General features: G+C 66.5%; 11 protein-coding genes. 8 read left to right on the top strand and 3 right to left on the bottom strand.

The window, feature by feature from the left end:
- The first annotated feature begins 370 nt into the window (after nt 1-370).
- The 8 genes from rpoB to ACKTSN_RS19175 all read left to right on the top strand — a co-directional run bounded on the left by rpoB (nt 371) and on the right by ACKTSN_RS19175 (nt 14,681).
- The gene (gene rpoB, locus ACKTSN_RS19210) at nt 371-3,856 is read left to right on the top strand and encodes a DNA-directed RNA polymerase subunit beta (protein ID WP_409470237.1); all 3,486 of its coding nucleotides are present in this window, start codon (nt 371-373) and stop codon (nt 3,854-3,856) included.
- 94 nt (nt 3,857-3,950) lie between these two features.
- On the top strand, nt 3,951-7,850 hold the full coding sequence (locus ACKTSN_RS19205; protein WP_409470236.1) for a DNA-directed RNA polymerase subunit beta': 3,900 nt from the start codon (nt 3,951-3,953) through the stop codon (nt 7,848-7,850).
- Between the two features lie 106 nt (nt 7,851-7,956).
- Complete coding sequence (locus ACKTSN_RS19200; RefSeq protein ID WP_409470235.1) at nt 7,957-8,469, top strand: DUF1707 and DUF4190 domain-containing protein; 513 nt, start codon at nt 7,957-7,959, stop codon at nt 8,467-8,469.
- Between the two features lie 357 nt (nt 8,470-8,826).
- On the top strand, nt 8,827-9,198 hold the full coding sequence (gene rpsL / locus ACKTSN_RS19195) for a 30S ribosomal protein S12 (protein ID WP_003948652.1): 372 nt from the start codon (nt 8,827-8,829) through the stop codon (nt 9,196-9,198).
- A gap of 2 nt (nt 9,199-9,200) precedes the next feature.
- On the top strand, nt 9,201-9,671 hold the full coding sequence (rpsG, locus tag ACKTSN_RS19190; RefSeq protein WP_003992340.1) for a 30S ribosomal protein S7: 471 nt from the start codon (nt 9,201-9,203) through the stop codon (nt 9,669-9,671).
- A 39-nt stretch (nt 9,672-9,710) separates the two neighbouring features.
- Nucleotides 9,711-11,837, top strand: coding sequence for an elongation factor G (gene fusA, locus ACKTSN_RS19185; RefSeq protein WP_385779828.1), 2,127 nt, complete (start codon nt 9,711-9,713; stop codon nt 11,835-11,837).
- Between the two features lie 156 nt (nt 11,838-11,993).
- Nucleotides 11,994-13,187 (top strand): elongation factor Tu, encoded by a 1,194-nt coding sequence (gene tuf / locus ACKTSN_RS19180; RefSeq protein WP_409470234.1) that lies wholly within the window; start codon nt 11,994-11,996, stop codon nt 13,185-13,187.
- Nucleotides 13,188-13,535: 348 nt separating this feature from the next.
- Nucleotides 13,536-14,681 carry an acyltransferase family protein gene (locus ACKTSN_RS19175; protein WP_409470233.1) on the top strand — a complete coding sequence of 382 codons (1,146 nt, stop codon included), beginning with the start codon at nt 13,536-13,538 and terminating at the stop codon, nt 14,679-14,681.
- 22 nt (nt 14,682-14,703) lie between these two features.
- Here the strand turns inward: ACKTSN_RS19175 and ACKTSN_RS19170 are convergent, their stop codons facing one another.
- From ACKTSN_RS19170 to ACKTSN_RS19160, 3 genes are all read right to left on the bottom strand, one after another.
- Nucleotides 14,704-15,300, bottom strand: coding sequence for a Uma2 family endonuclease (locus tag ACKTSN_RS19170; RefSeq protein ID WP_409470232.1), 597 nt, complete (start codon nt 15,298-15,300; stop codon nt 14,704-14,706).
- A 52-nt stretch (nt 15,301-15,352) separates the two neighbouring features.
- On the bottom strand, nt 15,353-16,216 hold the full coding sequence (locus tag ACKTSN_RS19165; protein WP_409470231.1) for a helix-turn-helix domain-containing protein: 864 nt from the start codon (nt 16,214-16,216) through the stop codon (nt 15,353-15,355).
- Nucleotides 16,217-16,421: 205 nt separating this feature from the next.
- The gene (locus ACKTSN_RS19160; RefSeq protein WP_409470230.1) at nt 16,422-16,892 is read right to left on the bottom strand and encodes an ATP-binding protein; all 471 of its coding nucleotides are present in this window, start codon (nt 16,890-16,892) and stop codon (nt 16,422-16,424) included.
- Nucleotides 16,893-16,943: the final 51 nt, after the last annotated feature.

The following is a 16,943-nucleotide window of genomic DNA, read 5'->3' as shown; positions in this document are numbered from 1 at the left end:
CTGCACGCAGCGCGCAATTCTCAGGACGCGTCGTCGCAAGGATCCGAATCCGAGGCATGGATCGACGACGAAGAGGGCAGTATCAACGTGCGTTGAGGGTGTCGCCTTGTCGCAGGGGTTGAGAACAACGAGAGTAACGAGGGTTCCGAAAAACCCGCGCTGGACATCAGTGTGCCGAGTGGCTACACTGACCCTTTGCGCTGCCTGTTAGCTGTCCCCTGCCCGTCACCAGGGGCATGCCCTCGCTTGAGCACCGACGACCGGACCGTCCCTGACCTGGCTATTTGGCCAATCAAGGGAACCTGTCTCTGTGTATCGGTGAGGGGCCGGTACGCGCGTAGTGAGTCCGAGCCCTCGGAAGGACCCCCTCTTGGCCGCCTCGCGCACTGCCTCGACCGCGAATACGAACAACGGCGCCAGCACCGCCCCGCTGCGCATCTCCTTTGCAAAGATCAAGGAGCCTCTCGAGGTTCCCAACCTGCTCGCGCTGCAGACCGAGAGCTTTGACTGGCTGCTCGGGAACACCGCCTGGCAGAGTCGGGTCGAGGAGGCTCTGGAGTCCGGTCAGGACGTCCCCACCAAGTCCGGGCTCGAGGAGATCTTCGAGGAGATCTCCCCGATCGAGGACTTCAGCGGGTCGATGTCGCTGACCTTCCGCGACCACCGCTTCGAGCCGCCGAAGAACTCGATCGACGAGTGCAAGGAGCGTGACTTCACCTACGCGGCTCCGCTCTTCGTCACCGCCGAGTTCACCAACAACGAGACCGGCGAGATCAAGTCCCAGACGGTCTTCATGGGCGACTTCCCGCTCATGACGAACAAGGGCACCTTCGTCATCAACGGCACCGAGCGTGTCGTGGTGTCGCAGCTGGTCCGTTCGCCCGGTGTCTACTTCGACTCCAGCATCGACAAGACGTCCGACAAGGACATCTTCTCCGCCAAGATCATCCCGTCCCGGGGTGCCTGGCTGGAGATGGAGATCGACAAGCGCGACATGGTCGGTGTGCGCATCGACCGTAAGCGCAAGCAGTCCGTCACCGTCCTGCTCAAGGCGCTCGGCTGGACGACCGAGCAGATCCTCGAGGAGTTCGGCGAGTACGAGTCCATGCGCGCCACCCTGGAGAAGGACCACACCCAGGGCCAGGACGACGCGCTGCTCGACATCTACCGCAAGCTGCGCCCGGGCGAGCCCCCCACGCGTGAGGCCGCGCAGACGCTGCTCGAGAACCTCTACTTCAACCCCAAGCGCTACGACCTCGCCAAGGTCGGCCGCTACAAGGTCAACAAGAAGCTGGGCGCCGACGCTCCGCTGGACGCCGGGATCCTGACCGTCGAGGACATCATCGCGACGATCAAGTACCTGGTGCAGCTGCACGCCGGTGAGACCGAGACGGTCGGCGACAGCGGTCAGACGATCGTCGTCGAGACCGACGACATCGACCACTTCGGCAACCGTCGTCTGCGCAACGTCGGCGAGCTCATCCAGAACCAGGTCCGTACGGGTCTGGCGCGTATGGAGCGCGTCGTGCGCGAGCGCATGACGACCCAGGACGTCGAGGCGATCACGCCGCAGACCCTGATCAACATCCGGCCGGTCGTCGCCTCCATCAAGGAGTTCTTCGGCACCAGCCAGCTGTCGCAGTTCATGGACCAGAACAACCCGCTGTCCGGGCTGACGCACAAGCGTCGTCTGTCCGCGCTCGGCCCGGGTGGTCTGTCCCGTGAGCGGGCCGGCTTCGAGGTCCGTGACGTGCACCCGTCCCACTACGGACGCATGTGCCCGATCGAGACCCCTGAAGGCCCGAACATCGGTCTGATCGGTTCGCTCGCCTCGTACGGCCGCGTCAACGCGTTCGGTTTCGTCGAGACGCCGTACCGCAAGGTCGTCGACGGCCAGGTCACCGACGATGTGGACTACCTGACCGCCGACGAGGAGGACCGCTTCGTCATCGCGCAGGCCAACGCGCCGCTGACCGACGAACTCCGGTTCGCCGAGGCCCGCGTGCTGGTCCGCCGCCGTGGCGGCGAGGTCGACTACGTCGCGCCCGACGACGTGGACTACATGGACGTCTCGCCGCGCCAGATGGTGTCGGTCGCGACCGCCATGATCCCCTTCCTCGAGCACGACGACGCCAACCGTGCCCTCATGGGCGCGAACATGATGCGCCAGGCCGTTCCGCTGATCCAGGCGGAGTCCCCGCTCGTCGGCACCGGCATGGAGTACCGCTCCGCGGTCGACGCCGGCGACGTGGTCAAGGCCGAGAAGGCCGGTGTGGTCCAGGAGGTCTCCGCGGACTACATCACCACCGCCAACGACGACGGCACGTACATCACGTACCGCCTGGCCAAGTTCGCCCGCTCCAACCAGGGCACCTCGGTCAACCAGAAGGTCATCGTCAACGAGGGCGACCACGTCATCGAGGGCCAGGTCCTCGCCGACGGTCCGGCCACCCAGAACGGCGAGATGGCCCTCGGCAAGAACCTGCTCGTGGCGTTCATGCCGTGGGAGGGTCACAACTACGAGGACGCGATCATCCTGTCGCAGCGCCTCGTGCAGGACGACGTCCTCTCCTCGATCCACATCGAGGAGCACGAGGTCGACGCCCGTGACACCAAGCTCGGCCCGGAGGAGATCACCCGGGACATCCCGAACGTCTCCGAGGAGGTCCTCGCCGACCTCGACGAGCGCGGCATCATCCGTATCGGTGCCGAGGTCATCGCCGGTGACATCCTCGTCGGCAAGGTGACCCCGAAGGGTGAGACCGAGCTGACCCCCGAGGAGCGCCTGCTGCGCGCGATCTTCGGTGAGAAGGCCCGTGAGGTCCGTGACACCTCGCTGAAGGTGCCGCACGGCGAGACCGGCAAGGTCATCGGCGTCCGCGTCTTCGACCGCGAGGAGGGCGACGAGCTTCCGCCGGGCGTGAACCAGCTGGTCCGCGTCTACGTCGCGCAGAAGCGCAAGATCACCGACGGTGACAAGCTCGCCGGTCGCCACGGCAACAAGGGCGTCATCTCCAAGATCCTGCCGATCGAGGACATGCCGTTCCTGGAGGACGGCACCCCGGTCGACATCATCCTCAACCCGCTGGGTGTCCCGTCCCGAATGAACCCGGGACAGGTCCTGGAGATCCACCTCGGCTGGCTCGCCAGCCGCGGCTGGGACGTCTCCGGCCTCGCCGACGAGTGGGCCCAGCGTCTGCAGGCCATCGGCGCCGACAGCGTCGAGCCCGGCACCAACGTCGCCACCCCGGTCTTCGACGGTGCGCGTGAGGACGAGCTCGCGGGTCTGCTGCAGCACACCATCCCGAACCGTGACGGCGAGCGCATGGTGCTCCCGTCCGGCAAGGCGCGGCTGTTCGACGGCCGTAGCGGTGAGCCGTTCCCGGACCCGATCTCGGTCGGCTACATGTACATCCTGAAGCTGCACCACCTGGTCGACGACAAGCTGCACGCCCGTTCGACCGGTCCGTACTCGATGATCACCCAGCAGCCGCTGGGTGGTAAGGCCCAGTTCGGTGGCCAGCGGTTCGGCGAGATGGAGGTGTGGGCACTCGAGGCGTACGGCGCCGCCTACGCCCTCCAGGAGCTGCTGACCATCAAGTCCGACGACGTGACCGGTCGCGTGAAGGTCTACGAGGCCATCGTCAAGGGCGAGAACATCCCCGAGCCCGGCATCCCCGAGTCCTTCAAGGTGCTCATCAAGGAGATGCAGTCTCTCTGCCTGAACGTGGAGGTGCTGTCCAGCGACGGTATGTCCATCGAGATGCGTGACACCGACGAGGACGTCTTCCGCGCTGCGGAGGAGCTCGGCATCGACCTGTCCCGGCGTGAGCCGAGCAGCGTCGAAGAGGTCTGACGGGAGTCCGGCCGGGGCTCACAAAGCTCCGGCCGGCCCCAGGACCCCCGTATCAGACCCAATGACTTACGACCCTGAGAGGGATTGACGCATAGTGCTCGACGTCAACTTCTTCGACGAGCTCCGGATCGGCCTGGCCACCGCTGATGACATCCGTCAGTGGAGCCACGGCGAGGTCAAGAAGCCCGAGACCATCAACTACCGCACCCTCAAGCCCGAAAAGGACGGACTCTTCTGCGAGAAGATCTTCGGTCCGACCCGGGACTGGGAGTGCTACTGCGGCAAGTACAAGCGCGTGCGCTTCAAGGGCATCATCTGTGAGCGCTGCGGCGTCGAGGTCACGCGCGCCAAGGTACGCCGTGAGCGGATGGGCCACATCGAGCTGGCCGCTCCCGTCACGCACATCTGGTACTTCAAGGGCGTTCCGTCGCGGCTGGGCTACCTGCTCGACCTCGCCCCGAAGGACCTGGAGAAGGTCATCTACTTCGCGGCGTACATGATCACGTACGTCGACGAGGAGCGCCGCACCCGCGACCTGCCCTCGCTGGAGGCCCATGTCTCCGTCGAGCGCCAGCAGATCGAGCAGCGCCGCGACGCCGACCTGGAGACCCGCGCCAAGAAGCTCGAGGCCGACCTGGCCGAGCTGGAGGCCGAGGGTGCCAAGGCCGATGTGCGCCGCAAGGTGCGCGAGGGTGCCGAGCGTGAGATGAAGCAGCTGCGCGACCGTGCGCAGCGCGAGATCGACCGCCTCGACGAGGTGTGGAACCGGTTCAAGAACCTCAAGGTCCAGGACCTCGAGGGCGACGAGCTGCTCTACCGCGAGCTGCGTGACCGCTTCGGCACGTACTTCGACGGTTCGATGGGTGCCGCGGCGCTGCAGAAGCGCCTGGAGTCCTTCGATCTGGACGAGGAGGCCGAGCGCCTCCGCGAGATCATCCGCACCGGCAAGGGCCAGAAGAAGACCCGTGCGCTGAAGCGGCTGAAGGTCGTGTCCGCGTTCCTGCAGACCTCCAACAGCCCCAAGGGCATGGTCCTGGACTGCGTCCCGGTCATCCCGCCGGACCTCCGCCCGATGGTGCAGCTGGACGGTGGCCGCTTCGCGACCTCCGACCTGAACGACCTGTACCGCCGTGTGATCAACCGGAACAACCGACTGAAGCGGCTTCTCGACCTCGGCGCGCCCGAGATCATCGTGAACAACGAGAAGCGCATGCTCCAGGAGGCCGTCGACGCGCTGTTCGACAACGGCCGTCGTGGCCGTCCGGTCACCGGTCCGGGTAACCGCCCGCTGAAGTCCCTCAGCGACATGCTGAAGGGTAAGCAGGGTCGCTTCCGTCAGAACCTGCTCGGTAAGCGTGTGGACTACTCCGCGCGTTCCGTGATCGTCGTCGGTCCGCAGCTGAAGCTGCACCAGTGCGGTCTGCCGAAGGCGATGGCGCTGGAGCTCTTCAAGCCGTTCGTGATGAAGCGCCTGGTCGACCTGAACCACGCGCAGAACATCAAGAGCGCCAAGCGCATGGTCGAGCGCGGCCGCACGGTCGTGTACGACGTGCTGGAAGAGGTCATCGCGGAGCACCCGGTTCTGCTGAACCGTGCGCCCACGCTGCACCGCCTCGGCATCCAGGCCTTCGAGCCGCAGCTGGTCGAGGGCAAGGCCATCCAGATCCACCCGCTCGTCTGCACCGCGTTCAACGCGGACTTCGACGGTGACCAGATGGCCGTGCACCTGCCGCTGTCCGCGGAGGCGCAGGCCGAGGCCCGCATCCTGATGCTGTCCTCGAACAACATCCTCAAGCCCGCCGACGGCCGTCCGGTGACGATGCCGACCCAGGACATGGTGCTGGGTCTGTACTTCCTCACCACGGACTCCGAGGGCCGCGACATCAAGGGCGCCGACCGTCCGTTCTCCTCGGTCGCCGAGGCGATCATGGCGTTCGACGCCGGCGAGCTGTCGCTGCAGGCGCCGGTCGACATCCGCTTCCCGGTGGGCACCATCCCGCCGCGTGGCTGGGAGCCGCCGGTGCGCGAGGAGGGCGAGCCGGAGTGGCAGCAGGGTGACACCTTCACGCTGAAGACCACGCTGGGCCGTGCGCTCTTCAACGAGCTGCTGCCCGAGGACTACCCGTTCGTCGACTACGAGGTCGGCAAGAAGCAGCTCTCCCAGATCGTCAACGACCTGGCCGAGCGCTACCCGAAGGTCATCGTGGCGGCGACGCTCGACAACCTGAAGGCGGCCGGCTTCTACTGGGCCACCCGTTCCGGCGTCACCGTCGCCATCTCCGACGTCGTCGTTCCCGAGGCGAAGAAGGAGATCGTCCGCGGTTACGAGTCGCAGGACGAGAAGGTCCAGAAGCAGTACGAGCGCGGTCTGATCACCAAGGACGAGCGCACGCAGGAGCTCATCGCGATCTGGACCAAGGCGACCAACGAGGTCGCCGAGGCGATGAACGACAACTTCCCGAAGACCAACCCGATCTTCATGATGGTGAACTCGGGTGCACGAGGCAACATGATGCAGATGCGTCAGATTGCCGGTATGCGCGGTCTGGTGTCGAACGCGAAGAACGAGACGATCCCGCGGCCCATCAAGGCCTCGTTCCGTGAGGGTCTGTCCGTGCTGGAGTACTTCATCTCCACGCACGGTGCCCGTAAGGGTCTGGCGGACACCGCTCTGCGTACCGCCGACTCGGGTTACCTCACCCGTCGTCTGGTCGACGTCTCCCAGGACGTCATCATCCGCGAGGAGGACTGCGGCACCGACCGCGGTCTGCGTCTGGCGATCGCCGAGCGCGGCGCCGACGGCTCGCTGATCAAGGCGGACAACGTCGAGACGTCCGTGTACGCGCGCTGCCTCGCCGAGGACATCGTCGTGGACGGCAAGGTGCTGGCCCCGGCCGGCACCGACCTGGGCGACGTGCTCATCGACGAGCTGATCCGGCACGGTGTCTCCGAGGTCAAGACCCGCTCGGTCCTGACCTGTGAGTCCGCCGTCGGCACCTGCGCGATGTGCTACGGCCGTTCGCTGGCCACCGGCAAGCTGGTCGACATCGGTGAGGCGGTCGGCATCATCGCCGCCCAGTCCATCGGTGAGCCCGGTACCCAGCTGACGATGCGTACCTTCCACACCGGTGGTGTGGCCGGTGACGACATCACCCAGGGTCTGCCCCGTGTCGTCGAGCTCTTCGAGGCCCGTACCCCGAAGGGTGTCGCCCCGATCTCCGAGGCCACCGGCCGCGTGCGGATCGAGGAGACCGAGAAGACCAAGAAGATCGTCGTCACCCCGGACGACGGCAGCGACGAGACGGCGTACCCGATCTCGAAGCGTGCCCGACTCCTGGTCAGCGAGGGTGAGCACGTCGAGGTGGGCCAGAAGCTCACCGTGGGTGCCACCAACCCGCACGACGTGCTGCGCATCCTGGGCCAGCGTGCCGTCCAGGTCCACCTGGTCGGCGAGGTCCAGCGGGTGTACAACTCGCAGGGTGTGTCGATCCACGACAAGCACATCGAGATCATCATCCGGCAGATGCTGCGCCGTGTGACGATCATCGAGTCCGGCGATGCCGAGCTGCTGCCCGGCGAGCTGGTCGAGCGCTCGAAGTTCGAGACCGAGAACCGTCGTGTGGTCCAGGAGGGCGGTCACCCGGCCTCCGGTCGTCCGCAGCTGATGGGTATCACCAAGGCCTCGCTGGCGACCGAGTCGTGGCTGTCGGCGGCGTCCTTCCAGGAGACGACCAGGGTCCTCACGGACGCGGCGATCAACGCCAAGTCCGACTCCCTGATCGGCCTCAAGGAGAACGTCATCATCGGTAAGCTCATCCCGGCCGGTACGGGCCTGTCCCGCTACCGCAACATCCGGGTGGAGCCGACCGAGGAGGCCAAGGCCGCGATGTACTCGGCCGTCGGCTACGACGACATCGACTACTCGCCGTTCGGCACCGGCTCCGGCCAGGCCGTGCCGCTGGAGGACTACGACTACGGTCCGTACAACCAGTAAGCGAGCGTCCGCTTGACGCACTGAAGGGCGGTCTCCCCATTACGCGGGAGGCCGCCCTTCGGCGCATCATGGAGGAGACCCCCGCCGTCCCGGGAGGTGGTTGGTGGTGTCGTACCCCGCATGGCAACCCTGGGGGCAGCCCAGCACTCCGTCGATGCTCGCCTCGCACGCCGACCGTGAGCGCGCCGTGGACGTGCTCAGAGCCGGCTTCGGGGAGGGGCGGCTGGAGCATGCCGAGTTCGAGAAGCGGGTTGAGCGGGCGTATGCGGCCCGTACGGTGGGGGAGCTGGCGCTGCTGGTCGCCGACCTGCCGCAGGGACCCATACCGCATCCCGCGGTCGGCCCGCCCGTGCCGCGGACGTTCGCGCCCGTGCCGCCGACGCGGACGAACGTGAAGGCGGTCGGGTCCGCGATCTGCGGGGCCCTGTGTCTGGTGACCGTCGGTCTCACCGGCATCCCCGCGGTGATTCTGGGGCACTCGGCACGTGCCGAGATCCGGCGCACCGGGGAGGGCGGTGACTGGCTGGCGCTGACCGGTCTGGTGTTCGGCTGGCTGTCCACGGCGGGCTGGGCGCTCGTCCTGGCGCTGGTGCTGGCGGTGACGCTCGCCGCGTGGTGACATAGCCGGACGACGTCTGGCCGAAGATCACGAGAGGGTGCCCGGAGATGCGGGAGTCGTCGATTCGAAGATCACCGAGGGTACCGGGGCTTGACATACCTCGCATGGTGAGGTGGTCGACGCCCATTTGTTTTGACCACAGCGAATGAGGTAGGTACGCTCAGACCTTGTGCCTGGGGTGTGCCCTGGCTCTCGTGCGTGCCTTCAGACCGCACCGGGGGCCGAGACCGGCCACCGTAATCTGCGCCTCTTTCTGCCTAGCGGCGGGAGTGCCGCGGGATTCGACACACCCGACCGCGTGGGTCGGCGACGTTCCAGGTTAGCTGTACCCATCGGCACACAGAAACCGGAGAAGTAGTGCCTACGATCCAGCAGCTGGTCCGTAAGGGCCGGCAGGACAAGGTCGAGAAGAACAAGACGCCCGCACTCGAGGGTTCCCCTCAGCGTCGCGGCGTCTGCACGCGTGTGTTCACGACCACTCCGAAGAAGCCGAACTCGGCCCTGCGTAAGGTCGCGCGTGTGCGTCTGACCAGCGGGATCGAGGTCACCGCTTACATTCCGGGTGAGGGACACAACCTGCAGGAGCACTCCATCGTGCTCGTGCGTGGTGGCCGTGTGAAGGACCTGCCGGGTGTTCGCTACAAGATCATCCGCGGTTCGCTCGACACCCAGGGTGTCAAGAACCGCAAGCAGGCCCGCAGCCGCTACGGCGCCAAGAAGGAGAAGTAAGAATGCCTCGTAAGGGCCCCGCCCCGAAGCGCCCGGTCATCATCGACCCGGTCTACGGCTCCCCTCTGGTGACCTCCCTGATCAACAAGGTGCTGCTGAACGGCAAGCGCTCCACCGCCGAGCGCATCGTCTACGGCGCCATGGAGGGTCTGCGTGAGAAGACGGGCAACGACCCGATCATCACGCTGAAGCGCGCGCTGGAGAACATCAAGCCGACCCTCGAGGTCAAGTCCCGCCGTGTCGGTGGTGCGACGTACCAGGTTCCGATCGAGGTCAAGCCCGGTCGCGCCAACACGCTCGCGCTGCGCTGGCTGGTCGGTTACTCCCGCGCCCGTCGCGAGAAGACCATGACCGAGCGTCTGCTCAACGAACTCCTCGACGCCAGCAACGGCCTCGGTGCCGCTGTGAAGAAGCGCGAGGACACGCACAAGATGGCCGAGTCCAACAAGGCCTTCGCGCACTACCGCTGGTAGTCGCAGTCCACATCGAGACCGAGAGAAGACGAAAGCCTTATGGCTACCACTTCGCTTGACCTGGCCAAGGTGCGCAACATCGGCATCATGGCCCACATCGACGCGGGCAAGACGACCACCACCGAGCGGATCCTGTTCTACACCGGCGTCTCGTACAAGATCGGTGAGGTCCACGACGGCGCTGCCACCATGGACTGGATGGAGCAGGAGCAGGAGCGTGGTATCACGATCACCTCTGCTGCCACCACCTGCCACTGGCCGCTGGAAGACGTCGACCACACCATCAACATCATCGACACGCCGGGCCACGTCGACTTCACCGTCGAGGTGGAGCGTTCGCTGCGCGTGCTCGACGGTGCCGTGACGGTGTTCGACGGCGTCGCCGGCGTCGAGCCCCAGTCCGAGACGGTGTGGCGTCAGGCGGACCGCTACGGCGTTCCGCGTATCTGCTTCGTGAACAAGCTCGACCGCACCGGTGCGGAGTTCCACCGCTGCGTCGACATGATCACCGACCGTCTGGGCGCGCAGCCGCTGGTCATGCAGCTGCCGATCGGTGCCGAGGCCGACTTCAAGGGCGTCATCGACCTCGTGACGATGAAGGCCCTGGTCTGGTCCGCCGAGGCCACCAAGGGCGAGATGTACGACACCGTCGACATCCCGGACACCCACCAGGAGGCTGCCGAGGAGTACCGCGGCAAGCTGCTGGAGGCCGTGGCCGAGAACGACGAGGAGCTGATGGAGCTGTACCTGGAGGGCGAGGAGCCCTCCGTGGAGCAGCTGTACGCGGCGATCCGCCGTATCACCATCGCCTCCGGCAAGGGCGGCGGCACCACCGTCACCCCGGTGTTCTGCGGTACCGCGTTCAAGAACAAGGGTGTCCAGCCCCTGCTCGACGCGGTCGTGCGCTACCTGCCCTCTCCGCTGGACGTCGAGGCCATCGAGGGCCACGACGTCAAGGACCCGGAGACGGTCATCAAGCGCAAGCCGTCCGACGACGAGCCGCTGTCGGCGCTGGCGTTCAAGATCATGAGCGACCCGCACCTCGGCAAGCTCACCTTCGTCCGCGTGTACTCCGGCCGCCTGGAGTCCGGCACCGCCGTGCTGAACTCCGTCAAGGGCCGCAAGGAGCGCATCGGCAAGATCTACCGTATGCACGCCAACAAGCGTGAGGAGATCGAGTCGGTGGGCGCCGGTGACATCGTCGCCGTCATGGGCCTGAAGCAGACCACCACCGGTGAGACGCTGTCCGACGACAAGAACCCGGTGATCCTGGAGTCCATGGACTTCCCGGCGCCGGTCATCCAGGTCGCCATCGAGCCCAAGTCGAAGGGCGACCAGGAGAAGCTGGGCGTCGCGATCCAGCGTCTGGCCGAGGAGGACCCGTCCTTCCAGGTCCACTCGGACGAGGAGACCGGCCAGACCATCATCGGCGGCATGGGCGAGCTGCACCTCGAGGTGCTGGTCGACCGTATGCGCCGTGAGTTCAAGGTCGAGGCCAACGTCGGCAAGCCGCAGGTCGCGTACCGCGAGACCATCCGCAAGTCGGTCGAGAAGGTCGAGTTCACCCACAAGAAGCAGACGGGTGGTACCGGCCAGTTCGCTCGCGTCATCATCGCGATCGAGCCGATCGAGGGCGGGGACGCCTCATACGAGTTCGTCAACAAGGTCACCGGTGGTCGTATCCCGAAGGAGTACATCCCCTCGGTCGACGCCGGCTGCCAGGAGGCCATGCAGTTCGGCATCCTCGCCGGTTACGAGATGACCGGCGTCCGCGTGACGCTGCTCGACGGTGCCTACCACGAGGTGGACTCCTCCGAGCTGGCCTTCAAGATCGCCGGTTCGCAGGCGTTCAAGGAGGCCGCGCGCAAGGCGGCCCCCGTGCTCCTTGAGCCGATGATGGCCGTCGAGGTCACCACGCCCGAGGACTACATGGGTGACGTCATCGGCGACATCAACTCCCGCCGTGGCCAGATCCAGGCCATGGAGGAGCGGGCCGGTGCCCGCGTCGTGAAGGGCCTCGTGCCCCTGTCGGAGATGTTCGGCTACGTCGGAGACCTCCGTAGCAAGACGTCGGGTCGCGCAAGCTACTCGATGCAGTTCGACTCCTACGCCGAGGTTCCGCGGAACGTCGCCGAGGAGATCATCGCGAAGGCCAAGGGCGAGTAACGCACCGCGTTCACACGCCGTAGGCTTGACTCCGGAGCCTCACGGGGCATTCACCCGCATTCTCGGGTGAATGCCCCGGGGCCCGGGATTTAACAGCAAAGATCACCTGGCGCCGATGAAGTAAGGCGTACAGAACCACTCCACAGGAGGACCCCAGTGGCGAAGGCGAAGTTCGAGCGGACTAAGCCGCACGTCAACATCGGCACCATCGGTCACATCGACCACGGTAAGACGACCCTCACGGCCGCCATTACCAAGGTGCTGCACGACGCGTACCCGGACCTGAACGAGGCCACCCCGTTCGACAACATCGACAAGGCGCCGGAAGAGCGTCAGCGTGGTATCACCATCTCCATCGCGCACGTCGAGTACCAGACCGAGGCGCGTCACTACGCCCACGTCGACTGCCCGGGTCACGCGGACTACATCAAGAACATGATCACCGGTGCCGCGCAGATGGACGGCGCGATCCTGGTGGTCGCCGCCACCGACGGCCCGATGCCGCAGACCAAGGAGCACGTGCTCCTGGCCCGCCAGGTCGGCGTTCCGTACATCGTCGTCGCCCTGAACAAGGCCGACATGGTGGACGACGAGGAGATCATGGAGCTCGTCGAGCTCGAGGTCCGCGAGCTCCTCTCCGAGTACGAGTTCCCGGGCGACGACCTTCCGGTCGTCCGCGTCTCCGCTCTGAAGGCCCTTGAGGGCGAGAAGGAGTGGGTCGACTCCGTTCTCAACCTGATGAACGCCGTCGACGAGTCCATCCCGCAGCCCGAGCGCGACGTCGACAAGCCGTTCCTCATGCCGATCGAGGACGTCTTCACGATCACCGGTCGCGGTACGGTCGTCACCGGCCGTATCGAGCGTGGTGTCCTCAAGGTCAACGAGACCGTCGACATCGTCGGCATCAAGACCGAGAAGACCACCACCACGGTCACCGGCATCGAGATGTTCCGCAAGCTGCTCGACGAGGGCCAGGCCGGTGAGAACGTCGGTCTGCTGCTCCGTGGCATCAAGCGCGAGGACGTCGAGCGCGGCCAGTGCATCATCAAGCCGGGCTCTGTCACCCCGCACACCGAGTTCGAGGCCCAGGCCTACATCCTGTCGAAGGACGAGGGTGGCCGCCACACCCCGTTCTTCAACAACTACCGCCCGCAGTTCTACTTCCGTACGACTGACGTGACCGGTGTCGTGCACCTCCCCGAGGGCACCGAGATGGTCATGCCGGGCGACAACACCGAGATGAAGGTCGAGCTCATCCAGCCGGTCGCCATGGAGGAGGGCCTGAAGTTCGCCATCCGTGAGGGTGGCCGGACCGTGGGCGCCGGCCAGGTCACCAAGATCGTCAAGTAAGTTCCGCTTGCTTGAGGGTCGCCTGACCTGAAAAGGCCTGAAGGGGCCCGTACGACTTCGGTCGTACGGGCCCCTTTGCCGTCTGGGCCCTCTTTGTCGTCTGGGCCCCTCGAACATTCAGAGGGTTGTGCTGGCGGTGGGTGAAATCTAATCGAATCTTGTGCGGCGGATTGGCGAGAGTTCCGGCAACTCCCGGTGGGCGCGGGGGGATTGTTCTTTTCTGTCCCGGTGGGGCGGAAGGCGCGGCCGTAGCGTGAACCGTGGTCCAGTGGCCGTCGGGCCCCGAGTCTCTCCCGAGGATGGCTAGGTCTCTTGATGCAGGGTGTGCGCAGCGGATTGTCGATACCGATGCCGGTCGCGGTGGCCGATCGTCCGCCGCAGCAGCCGCTGGGCACACCGAAGCCGGGCCCCTCGCGCGCCGCCCGGTCCCGCCCGCGGCTGTACGTCATCGACGGCATCCGTCTGGCCGCCGCCCTGATGGTCGTCCTGCACCACTTCGTCGGTACGCGCCGGGCCAATGAGCCGGGCAACATCATCTGGGACCGCTCGGTGTCGGACATCATGCCGACGGTGTTCCGGGTCGCCTCCTTCGGCTGGATCGGCGTCGAGATCTTCTTCGTGATCAGCGGCTTCGTGATCTGTATGTCGTGCTGGGGCCGCACGCCGCGGGACTTCTTCGTGTCGCGGGTGATCCGCCTCTACCCGGCGTACTGGTTCGGCGTCCTCTTCACCACGGCCGTGCTGGTGCTGCTGCCGGGGGTGATGGAGCGGTTGCCGCTGCGGGAGGTCCTGTTCAACCTGACGATGCTGCAGGCGGGTTCCGACGTACCGAACGTCGACCCCGTGTACTGGACCCTCTGGTCGGAGCTCCGCTTCTACCTGCTGTTCCTCGTCGTCGTGGCCATGGGCCTGACGTACCGCCGGGTCGTGGTCTTCTGCTGCATCTGGGGCGCGGCCGCGATGCTCGCGCCGATCTCCAAGTTCCCGCTGATGGTGCTGGTCGCCGACCCGAGCGCCGCCTGGTACTTCATCGCCGGCCTCGCCCTCTACCTCATGTACCGCTTCGGCCAGGATCTCCTGCTGTGGGGGATCCTCGCGATGGCCTGGCTCATGGGCCAGCTGGAGCTGGGGGAGCGGGTGGCGTACGAGCAGGTCAGCAGCTGGCGGGGCGCGGTCGTCATCTTCACCGTCTTCATGCTGGTGATGGTGGCCGTCGCGCTCGGCTACACGGATCGCATCCGGTGGAAGTGGCTGGTGACGGCGGGCTGCCTGACGTACCCGCTCTATCTCACGCACTACGTCGCCGGTGCGGTCCTCATCAACCGCTTCCGGGACACGATGGACCCCCGGCTGCTGGTCGTGGTCCTGATCGCCGGGTTCCTGGTGCTGAGCTGGCTGGTGCACCGGTTTGTGGAGCGGCCGGTGGCGCGGGCGCTGAAGCGGGGGCTGGACTCGTCGTTCGTGCGGCTGCGGAGCTTCCAGCGGGCGGCGTGACTCCTGTATACGGCGATTCGCCTTACGCGGGCGGGTAGCGCGGCAGGTCGTCCGTCGGGATCGTCCAGTCGGCGATGGTGACGTCCTCGCCGTAGACGAAGTCCTTGCGGGTGGCGTAGCGGGGGCCGTCGGGGGTGGCGTGGATGTCGGTGAGGACGGCGCCGGTGCCGGTGCGGGGGTCGAAGACGGCGTAGACGGGGATGCCGATCAGCGGGTAGTCGCGGACCTTGCCGACCCAGTCGTTGTCAGGGTTCGAGCGGGACACGATCTCGATGGCAGCGACGAGGGTGCGCGGATCGAAGGACCCGTCTCCTTCCATGTCCGTCTCGGCAATCACCATCACGTCGGGGTGGCGCATGATGCCTTCCGGTTCTTCCTCCACGTCCGGGGTCCCCGTGTGCGCCACGAGCTCCTCCGGCATGACCTTTTCAAGGCGTTTCCGGAGGCGCAGCGCGGTGAGTTCGTGCTGCTTCACGGGCGACATCATGTCGTGAACGATCCCTTCCTTGGTGATCTCGAATTTGCCGGGAAGGGTGTCGTCCATGGACTGAATGACGTCCCGCATGGCCCGGTACAGGTGGGAGGCGCCCTGTTGCGCGTTGTCTGGGGCGATGGTCATGGCGCTCGCTCCTCGTCGTCTGTGCCCAGGGGCAAGGATCGTCGCTCTCATGCTAGGTGGCCTCTGTGAGGTCGGTTCGGCAATCGCGGCAGCGGCCTGGTGTGGGGGCGCGGAAGGCGCGGTCGCAGCCGTCGCAGGTCTGGAGGGGGTGGCGCACGGCTTCTGGAGGTGAGGCGGCGGGTGCGCGGAATGGGGGTGGCGGCGGTAGGTGTGCGGTGAGGCGGTGGGCCAGTAGGGCGGCCGGGCGGTGCAGTCCTTCGGGTGGCAGGTCGTCCGTGAGTGCGTGGCGTACGGCGGTGGGGCTGACGTCGCGTTCCAGCCAGGCGGCGACGCCGGGGGCGAGGTGGGCTGTGTCGCAGGCCGAGATGAGCAGGCGCGGGTCGTGGCGGCGGAGGCCGGCGAGGAGGTCGGTGGCGGTTTGAAGGAGGGTGGGGGAGGGGGCGATCGGCTGGGGTACGGCGGGGAGGGGCTTTCGGCGGGTTGGGGGCTTGTGTGCGGCAGGGCGCCTTGGGCCGGGGGCGGGGGTCCGGCTGCTGCCGGGCTGGTTGCAGGAGATCGTTCGGGTGACGATGCGGCCGCCGGGGATGCGTTCGCGCGGACGGCGCAGGTAGCCGTGGGCCTCCAGTTCGCGCAGGGCGGCGGCGATCCAGGTGGCGCCTTCGGGGAAGCGGGCGGCGAGGGTTTTGATGTCGACGCGGGTGCCTGTGGGCAGCGACTGGATGTGCAGGGCGAGCCCCATGGCAACCAGCGAGAGCTCGCGGTGCTGGGCGAGGTGGTTGCCGATCACCGTGAAGTGGGAGGTGTGCCGGGTGTTGTCGTGGGTGAGGCCGCCGGAGTGGGGGTGCCGGTTCGGGTGCCTGTTGCCGGCTACGCCGGACTGGGCGTGCGCGGGCACGCTAGGGTTCTGCGTATCCATCGGGAAGTCTCTGCCTTCCTCGTGGTCAGGCCCTCGCACTGGGATGCCAGTCCCGGCGAGGGCCGTCGCATGTCTGCGGTTGTGTTGCGCTGAGCGTAGGGGAGCCAACCGGTCCCGCATCCAGCCGAGTTGGTGATGTTCACTCGGCTGAGTGAGTTTGCGCGGTGGGCGGGAGGGGTGGGGCTTGGTGGGGGTTCTTTCTCCCTCATGTTCCTTGGGGAAAGGCGCCGGGGGCGCCGCAGCATGAGGGGGCGGGTTCCGGTGGTGTGAGGCGCAGTTCGGCCCACACGGTCTTGTGCGGGAAGCGGCCTTCAGTCACTCCCCAACGGTGCGCCATCGCTTCGACGAGCAGCAGGCCACGGCCGGACTCGGCGTCGGGGGAGGGCTCTTGTGGCTGAGGGAGCCGTTCACCTTGTGTGCCGGTGACCTCGATACGGAGGGTGTCGGCGACGACGTAGAGCATCAGCCGGAAGTCACGTCCCCGCACGCGGCCGTGTGTCGCGGCGTTGGCGGCGAGTTCCGCGACGATCTGGCGTCCCGGGTCCAACGGGAGCCCCCACGAGCGGAGTTGCTCGGTCGTGAGCAGGCGGGCGAGGCGGGCGCCGCGTGGCGTGGGGGAGAGTTGCACTCTGAAGTTGCGGACGGGGGTCGCGAGTTCGGCGGATTTCTGGTTCACGTCACTCAGCGTGGTGGTGCGCACCTACTGTGTGAAGTGACTCAGCGGGTA

This window comes from Streptomyces flavusporus, assembly GCF_046267975.1.
Classification (GTDB): Bacteria; Actinomycetota; Actinomycetes; order Streptomycetales; family Streptomycetaceae; genus Streptomyces; species Streptomyces flavusporus.
This window is presented reverse-complemented; position numbering and strand designations above follow the sequence as displayed.

What these genes read in the sequence shown, in the direction of transcription:
- ACKTSN_RS19175 (WP_409470233.1), top strand. Translation starts at nt 13,536, where the DNA reads ATGCCGGTCGCGGTGGCCGATCGTCCGCCGCAGCAGCCGCTGGGCACA.
- ACKTSN_RS19170 (WP_409470232.1), bottom strand. Translation starts at nt 15,300, where the DNA reads ATGACCATCGCCCCAGACAACGCGCAACAGGGCGCCTCCCACCTGTAC.
- rpsG (WP_003992340.1), top strand. Translation starts at nt 9,201, where the DNA reads ATGCCTCGTAAGGGCCCCGCCCCGAAGCGCCCGGTCATCATCGACCCG.
- ACKTSN_RS19165 (WP_409470231.1), bottom strand. Translation starts at nt 16,216, where the DNA reads ATGGATACGCAGAACCCTAGCGTGCCCGCGCACGCCCAGTCCGGCGTA.
- fusA (WP_385779828.1), top strand. Translation starts at nt 9,711, where the DNA reads ATGGCTACCACTTCGCTTGACCTGGCCAAGGTGCGCAACATCGGCATC.